Source organism: Anaerolineales bacterium, from assembly GCA_022866145.1.
Taxonomy (GTDB): Bacteria; Chloroflexota; Anaerolineae; order Anaerolineales; family E44-bin32; genus PFL42.
Genome location: JALHUE010000369.1, coordinates 1 through 3,013, shown reverse-complemented (window position 1 = coordinate 3,013; position 3,013 = coordinate 1). Strand labels below are relative to the sequence as shown.

Here is a 3,013-nt window from a genome sequence, read left to right as displayed (position 1 = left end):
TGCACCTCCCAGGTGAATGCTCGTTCCGGTACATCAGTGTCGCGAATGATCAGGGTCAGAATCCCAGCGCCATCTAGGAGCACTATGCCGTCCGGGGCCTGGCCGGGGAAGGAGAGTGTCCCACTGTAGTGATGCCCGCTCCCTACGGGCCAGCTCAACCCCTTCACCTCCCTTCCCGAGTCCGTGCGAAGCACCGCCCGCTCTGCCAGGTCCCATTCCAGATCCACCGAGTGCGTGTTCATGACAACTGCAAACTCGAGCGTCCCGGTTGCGCCCGAGAGGTTGACCGGGGTCACCTCGAAGGTCACGGCGCCTTGCGTGTCGGTCCGGGTTTCGTACGACGCCGGCTCAGGCCCCCGGGGAGGGACGAGGGTTGCTGTGGGCGGCGGGGTGCGAGTGAGATTCCTCTCCGGGACGGCAGGCGACACCTTCGAGGGGCCGATCAACGGTGCAGAGCACCCAGCCAGCAGGATGAAGGGCAGTAGCGCGCACATGTGGCGAGGTCTCATGCGCTCACCGCCGCCAAGGTCCAATGCCGGCGTTCGCGCCCCAGTATGAGCAACATGATCGTGATCCCAAGCAGGTTTGTCGCCAGTCCGGCGATCATGAAAGGGACCTTCCAGTTGGCCAGGAATGCTGCGGCCGCAGTCAGGCCCACCAGGGGCAAGACCTCTGTGACATGATGGACACAGCAGGCGACCATGGCCGTCGTCGAGACGCCTCCGCCGGCAGCGGTCATGGCCCCGCCCGCCAGCGCATGGGCTGGGAGGTACAGGCCCGTCTTCAGCAGCGTCCAGAGCCCGACCTGGACGCCGAAGCCCAGCAGGATGGGGATCACAAGCCCCCGGTCCTGCCAGAACAGGTCCAGGGCGTGGGCCGGCTCGCCGGCCAGCGAGACGATCCCTAGGTAGAGCCCACTCAGGGCGATTGTGCCCAGCAGGCCCGCCCCAACCGGCAGCAGCACCCTACGATGCGGGTTGGGCGTTGGCAACCTCATGTGTGTGACCTCGCTCCTCAAGGATAGGGCTGCAGCCGGTGCCCACTCAGCGCCATTCGGCCGCACGTCCCATGCGCCATCTGGCGTGTGTAACTTAGACGGGGAATGCCCTCCCCGGACCATTCGTTTGGGGCTAGAGTGAGATGGCTGTCAAGCCTGAGGACGGCGGTTGGCGACTCGTGCTCCGCCGAACGGGGAATCCGTCGACTGGGCGACGCCGCCTCCGCCGGCTAGGCCCGTCGCGACCGATCGCGTGCCGCGAAAACCGAGAACGGGCAACTACCGCAAACCGAGGAATGGAAGGACCATGACCGACCACGATGCTCACACTCCGATGAAGCACGGGACCTCGGCCTCTACCGAGGCGCACTCGATGCATCCCGGTCACCCCATGCAACATGAGCCAGCGGATTCATCGGGTCGACCCGAGCACATGACTCATGGGCACGCGGAGCCGGCCGCCGGTCCCACCGTCCACAAAGGACACACGGACCACACCGGTCACGAGTCGATGTTCCGCAGACGGTTCTGGGTCTGCCTCGGTCTCTCTCTCCCAGTCATCGCCTACAGCCCGACCATCCAGGGGTGGTTCGACTTCAGTCCCCCTGCCTTCCCCGGCAGCCAGTGGATCACCCCCTTGGTCTCCCTCATCATCTTCGCCTACGGCGGTGTGCCGTTCCTGCAGATGGCCGTCCCCGAGCTGCGCGCTCGCAGACCCGGGATGATGACGTTGATCTCACTGGCCATCAGCGTCGCCTTCGTCTACAGCCTCTCGGCAATGCTCAGCCCCGAGGGCGAGACGTTCTTCTGGGAACTCGTGACGCTGATCGACATCATGCTCCTAGGGCACTGGCTTGAGATGCGCAGCGTCCGCCAGGCCTCCAGCGCACTTCAGGAACTGGCGAAGCTTCTGCCTGATACTGCCGAACTCCTCACGGACCAGGGGCCAGCCAAAGAGATCCCGGTTCACACCTTGCGGGCCGGCGACCTTGTCCTGGTTCGACCGGGGTCCAGTGTGCCCGCGGATGGCGAGGTGGTGGACGGGGAATCCGACGTAAACGAGGCGATGGTCACCGGGGAATCGAGACCAGTCGGCAAGTCGCCCGGGGCGAAGGTAATCGCTGGCACGATCAATGGCGCAGGCAGCCTCCGCGTCCGCGTGACGGCGACTGGGGACGAGACGGCATTGGCCGGGATCATGCGCCTAGTCGAGCAGGCCCAACAGAGCAAGTCCAACACTCAGATTCTGGCGGACAAAGCCGCCGGCTGGCTCTTCTACATCGCCCTCGGCGTGGCAGTTATCACGGCGGTGGCGTGGACCATCGCCATCGGGTTCGACGCCGAAGTCGTGGCGCGGGTGGCGACGGTGCTGGTCATCGCCTGCCCCCACGCGCTGGGCTTGGCCGTCCCCCTCGTTGTGTCGATCACGACCGCCATCGGGGCCCGCAACGGCATTCTGGTGCGCACCCGCCTTGCGCTAGAAGAAGCCCGCACCGTCAACACCGTAATCTTCGACAAGACCGGCACCCTGACGCGTGGGGAGTTCGGGGTCGTGGACGTGGCGGTGACAAACGGGTGGACCGAGGACCAGGCGCTAGCCCTGACGGCTTCCGTCGAAAGCGATTCGGAACACACCATCGCCCGGGGAATCCTACGCACGGCAGACGAGCGCAGCCTGGCGATTCCGCGCGCCTCCGAGTTCGAGGCGATCCGGGGCCGCGGCGTTCGCGCCCTGGTCGAAGGTCACAATGTCTACGTGGGGGGACCGCGCCTGCTCGAGGCACTCGGCGCGGTTCCCCCCGATGAGTTGCGCAAGTTCGAGCAGCGGGAAGGCCGAAAGGGTCGGAGCGTGGTGTACCTCCTCCAAGACAAGCGCCCGGTTGCCTGCCTCGCTCTGGCAGATGTGGTGCGCCCGGACAGCAAGCTGGCCGTCGAACGCCTGCATGCGATGGGTGTCGAGGTGGCGATGCTCACCGGGGACAGCTGGGCCGTTGCCGAAGCCGTGGCGCAGGAGCT

At 65.9% G+C, this 3,013-nt stretch carries 3 protein-coding genes; 1 reads left to right on the top strand and 2 read right to left on the bottom strand.

Translation table 11 applies throughout. The features are described from left to right. Both MUO23_11220 and MUO23_11215 read right to left on the bottom strand, forming a co-directional pair. Positions 1–494, bottom strand: a 494-nt coding sequence (locus tag MUO23_11220; GenBank protein MCJ7513525.1) for a hypothetical protein, incomplete at its 3' end; no start/stop codon positions are given. 11 nt (positions 495–505) lie between these two features. Next, entirely contained in the window at positions 506–997 is a 492-nt protein-coding gene (locus MUO23_11215) for a hypothetical protein (protein MCJ7513524.1), read from the bottom strand. A 511-nt stretch (positions 998–1,508) separates the two neighbouring features. On the opposite strand from MUO23_11215, the gene MUO23_11210 reads away from it, so the two are divergent. Then, on the top strand, positions 1,509–3,013 hold a 1,505-nt coding region (locus MUO23_11210), incomplete at its 3' end, for a heavy metal translocating P-type ATPase (GenBank protein ID MCJ7513523.1).